General features: G+C 64.6%; 3 protein-coding genes. All 3 read right to left on the bottom strand.

Annotated features, from left to right (window positions below; genetic code table 11):
- A partial coding sequence (locus LQV45_RS21530; protein ID WP_230008750.1) for a glycoside hydrolase family 68 protein occupies positions 1–1,146 on the bottom strand: 1,146 nt, incomplete at its 3' end.
- Between the two features lie 520 nt (positions 1,147–1,666).
- A complete protein-coding gene (locus LQV45_RS21525; protein WP_230008749.1) occupies positions 1,667–1,915 on the bottom strand; it encodes a CDGSH iron-sulfur domain-containing protein in 249 nt (82 codons plus the stop codon).
- 30 nt (positions 1,916–1,945) lie between these two features.
- Entirely contained in the window at positions 1,946–3,010 is a 1,065-nt protein-coding gene (locus tag LQV45_RS21520; RefSeq protein ID WP_230008748.1) for an iron-containing redox enzyme family protein, read from the bottom strand.
- Between the last annotated feature and the right edge of the window lie 449 nt (positions 3,011–3,459).

Here is a 3,459-nt window from a genome sequence, read left to right as displayed (position 1 = left end):
GATCTGCGGACGCTCGGTCTGGTCGTTGACGCAGTTGGCGGACAGGATCGGCGGCAGGAAGTGCCATTTGGTCAGGTCTTTGTTGTCCGCCACGGCCAGGCCCACGTTGGCCGTCTGGAACCATGCACCGGTGGTGGCGTTGACGGTGTTCGCGGATTCGGCGCGGGGGTCCCCGGGCTGGTAGCCCAGGTCCTGCTCCGTGCACTTGTAGTCGCCCCGCTGGCCGCCGGTGTTGCCTTCGAAGACCATGAAGGTCTTGCCCGGGTGCGCCGGGTCTACGAACGTGTAGGGGTCCCGGAAGGCGAACCCTGGGTTCTGGGCCTTGTTCTGGTACATGACGCCGTCCGGCTCAAGGAGTTTGGTGTGCTCGAAGCCGTCGAAGCTCACGCCGTTCTTGTCAGCGTGGATGTTGCCCAGTGCCTTGGCGATCACGGCATCCGGGGCGATTCCGCCGCCGCCGGCGTTGCGCTCGGCAACGTCGTAGAACGTCGTTGCGGTGTAGAAGACGTTGACGTGGTTCCCCTGCATGAGGCGGGTTGAACCGGACCATTCGGTGTTGCCGACGGAGGTGTTGTCCAGGAACAGGTGTCCGCCGTAGTTCCACTTGTCCTTGGCCGGATCGGCGTTGGTCTTGCGGAAGAAATAGCCGATCCGGGCGTTCCAGTGCCGCTGGTCGAAGCCGTAGCCGGCGTGGCGGTCGGCAACGAGTGAGAAGATCACGTCCCAGCCCTTGTAGCTGATCTGGTTTGCGTTCTCGTCGGTCAGGGACCACGTGTCCCAAACCCAGACGTCGTCGTTCATGGCCGGGAAGTCCTGGGGGATTTCCGGCATGGTGACGTTCGGGCTCATGGAGTTCTGGCCCGGGGTTACGCTTGTGCTGCTTTGGGCCATAATCTGCTTGGCATCGGCACGCGTCCACTTGGAGGTGAAGGCCGCGGCCGGATCGAACGCCTGCTGGGTGTGCTTCGTGGGCAGGGGGAAGCCGGGTGTCGGAGCCGGCATCTGCCCGCCGCTCGGCGGATCCGAGGGCGTGTTTGCCTGGGCTGACGGAACGGCAAGGAAGACGGAGGCCGCCACGGCCGCCGCCAGTGCCGCGGCGACAGAACGCCACCGCAGCTTCCGGTGTGTATTGGGGTGCTCGTGCATTTTTGCTCTTCTCGCGGAGTTGAGACCATTCGTGGAAGACGGGCATATGCCCTCATTCCCCGAAACTCCGGCAGCCCCGATGACACCGCAGGCGTCATCGAGGACGCCATCGTGTCGAGGGGACGGGGCCTCGGTAGGGCCCCGTCGGTGGCCCGGGAGGGTGCTGACCTCCTGGACGTTCATCACCGTAGACAGTGCCGGCGAGGATTCAAAACCACATTTCAAACACCAAAACGGCTCATACCCCGGTCGATGTAAGCGCTTGCACAAACTCTCCGCGCGCGTGCCACGACTCTAAGATTGAGTCAAATATTTCCTAAAAAATATGCTTTCTTTTTCAAGTCGCCCGCTGTTTGCCCGTTCGTTGCCCCGCAGCCGTCCTTCACCCAGCCCACACTGCGGAGCACGACGAAGGCGCCTTGAGTGAGGCGCCGGGTGTCCAAAGCGTTCGTACTCCGGTCACCGGAGGCCACGAATCCGGCGATAAGTGCCACAGATCCCCAACCATTCCCGGGGTGCCTCACGTCGCTTCTCTCGTCCGCGGGGTGGCAGGGAATTCGGTTCGGAACCCGATCAATTTGTGGGTGCCGTCGCAGTAGGGTTTGATCGCGGACGCGCCGCAGCGGCACAGGGCGACTGTTTTGCGCGACCGCGGCACTGCTCCCCCGGACGGGGTGACGATCTCAAACTCGCCGCGGACCAGGATCGGTCCATCGGGACAAATAACAATGGCGGCGTCGTTGGACGATTCCTGCGGGTTCTGGTTCATAGATGCTCCCTGACTGGGTTCGTGCCCGGGTCAGACCCCGGCGGGGACAGGCGGCTTCAGCGACGACGTGCCGCTCTCCCACGCCCCCATGATGTGCGCGGTGAGTCGGGCGTCGATGGCGAGCACCGCCGTCGCGCCGAACAGGACGTCCGGAAGGAGATCCGGTTCTGCCTCCACGAGCCCTCCGGCGAGATCCCGGCCCGCGATCTGTTCGTGGACGGCGTCCGCTTCGACGTGCTCGTCGAAGTACGCGGTCACATCGGCCCCGAATCCGAGACGCCGGAAACCGTTGCCGTACAGCTGATTCGGCCGGGAGGAGGTCATCTCATAGATCGACAGATGCCCTGCGATGGCTCCCCGCAGTCTGCGGTTCAGGCCGAAAAGGGACATCATGTTGACGGCGGCGAGAGAGATGGCCGGGACGGCATCCACATAGCCGCCGTAGACATCGTTCAGCCCCAGCCCTCGCATGGTCCGGGCGAAAAGTGCGCTGTGCATGCGGTCCGGGCGGCCTCCGCCGTACTCGTCAGCCTGTATCTCCACCAGCGCAGCCTTGGCCCGCCCGGTCAGCCTCGGGATCGCCCAGGTGTGCGGATCGGCTTCCTTGAGCTGATAGATCGATTTGTGGACCAGGAATTCACGGAGCTGCCCGAGGGTGGCCAGCTTCGCCACATGGCGGGACATGCCCGGTCCACCGTCCTGGCCCGCGAGCCCGAACAGAATGTCCGCCACCGCGTCGCTGTCCAGGCCGGCGGCAGGAGCAGGCTGGAGTGATCCGGCGGACGAGCGGGCCACGGACCGCAGCTCCAGCTCGAACGGTCCCTCCAGCAGCTGCCGGAGTGCGATCAGCCCGGGGTTCCATTCCCAGCGGTCGTCCACCCCATCCAAGCCGCCGTAGTGCAGCTCGTAGAGGCAGAACAGGGTCAATTGCACATCGCCGTCGTCGATGATGTCATCGGCGAGTGCCAGCTGCCCGTTGATGAGCTCGGTGAGATCGCGCAGCGTGCCCTGGGCTACGGAATCATCTCCGGTCCCGTCGGCCAGAAGCCGGAAAAGGCCACGGCTTATGGGTCCGCGCGCGTCAGGGATCTTCATGTTTTCTCCTACGTGGGCCTCAGCGGTTTTGGCTGCGGCCGGTGAAAGTGCGTCGAAGTGAGCCCGCCCCGGGGTTACGGCCGGAGGGGCCCCAAGGGTGCAGCCCCTTAGCTGTTGCCGGTGTAGACGAGGCTGTCCGGGTCGACTTCGTTCGCCGGGGCATCCGCGAGTCCCTGCGGGGACAGATCCATGTCCATCAGCGCGGGTCGTTGATTGTGGGCCGCGGAGGCTCCGGTGGTGGCAGTGCTGTGGTTGAAAACGGTGTGCCCCTAATACTTTGTTGGATACAGACCCCGGAGGGTGCTGACTGTCACGGGCGGGGTATTTCCATCTGGAACCCGCACCGGCACCGGAGAACACGCGTCCGGAGATAGTCGCCCAGAACATCCGGGCTCCCGGCGTGTGTGGAAACCGCCCGGTGGGCACTTCGCCGCTCGGGGTCCACTGCG

It is taken from the genome of Microbacterium sp. Bi128, from assembly GCF_918698205.1.
The sequence above is the reverse complement of the archived record's forward strand: the minus strand, read 5'-3'. Positions and strand labels throughout refer to the sequence as shown.

Bases quoted from the DNA above. Each gene is read 5' to 3' on its own strand.
- LQV45_RS21525 (WP_230008749.1), bottom strand. From the start codon at position 1,915: ATGAACCAGAACCCGCAGGAATCGTCCAACGACGCCGCCATTGTTATT.
- LQV45_RS21520 (WP_230008748.1), bottom strand. From the start codon at position 3,010: ATGAAGATCCCTGACGCGCGCGGACCCATAAGCCGTGGCCTTTTCCGG.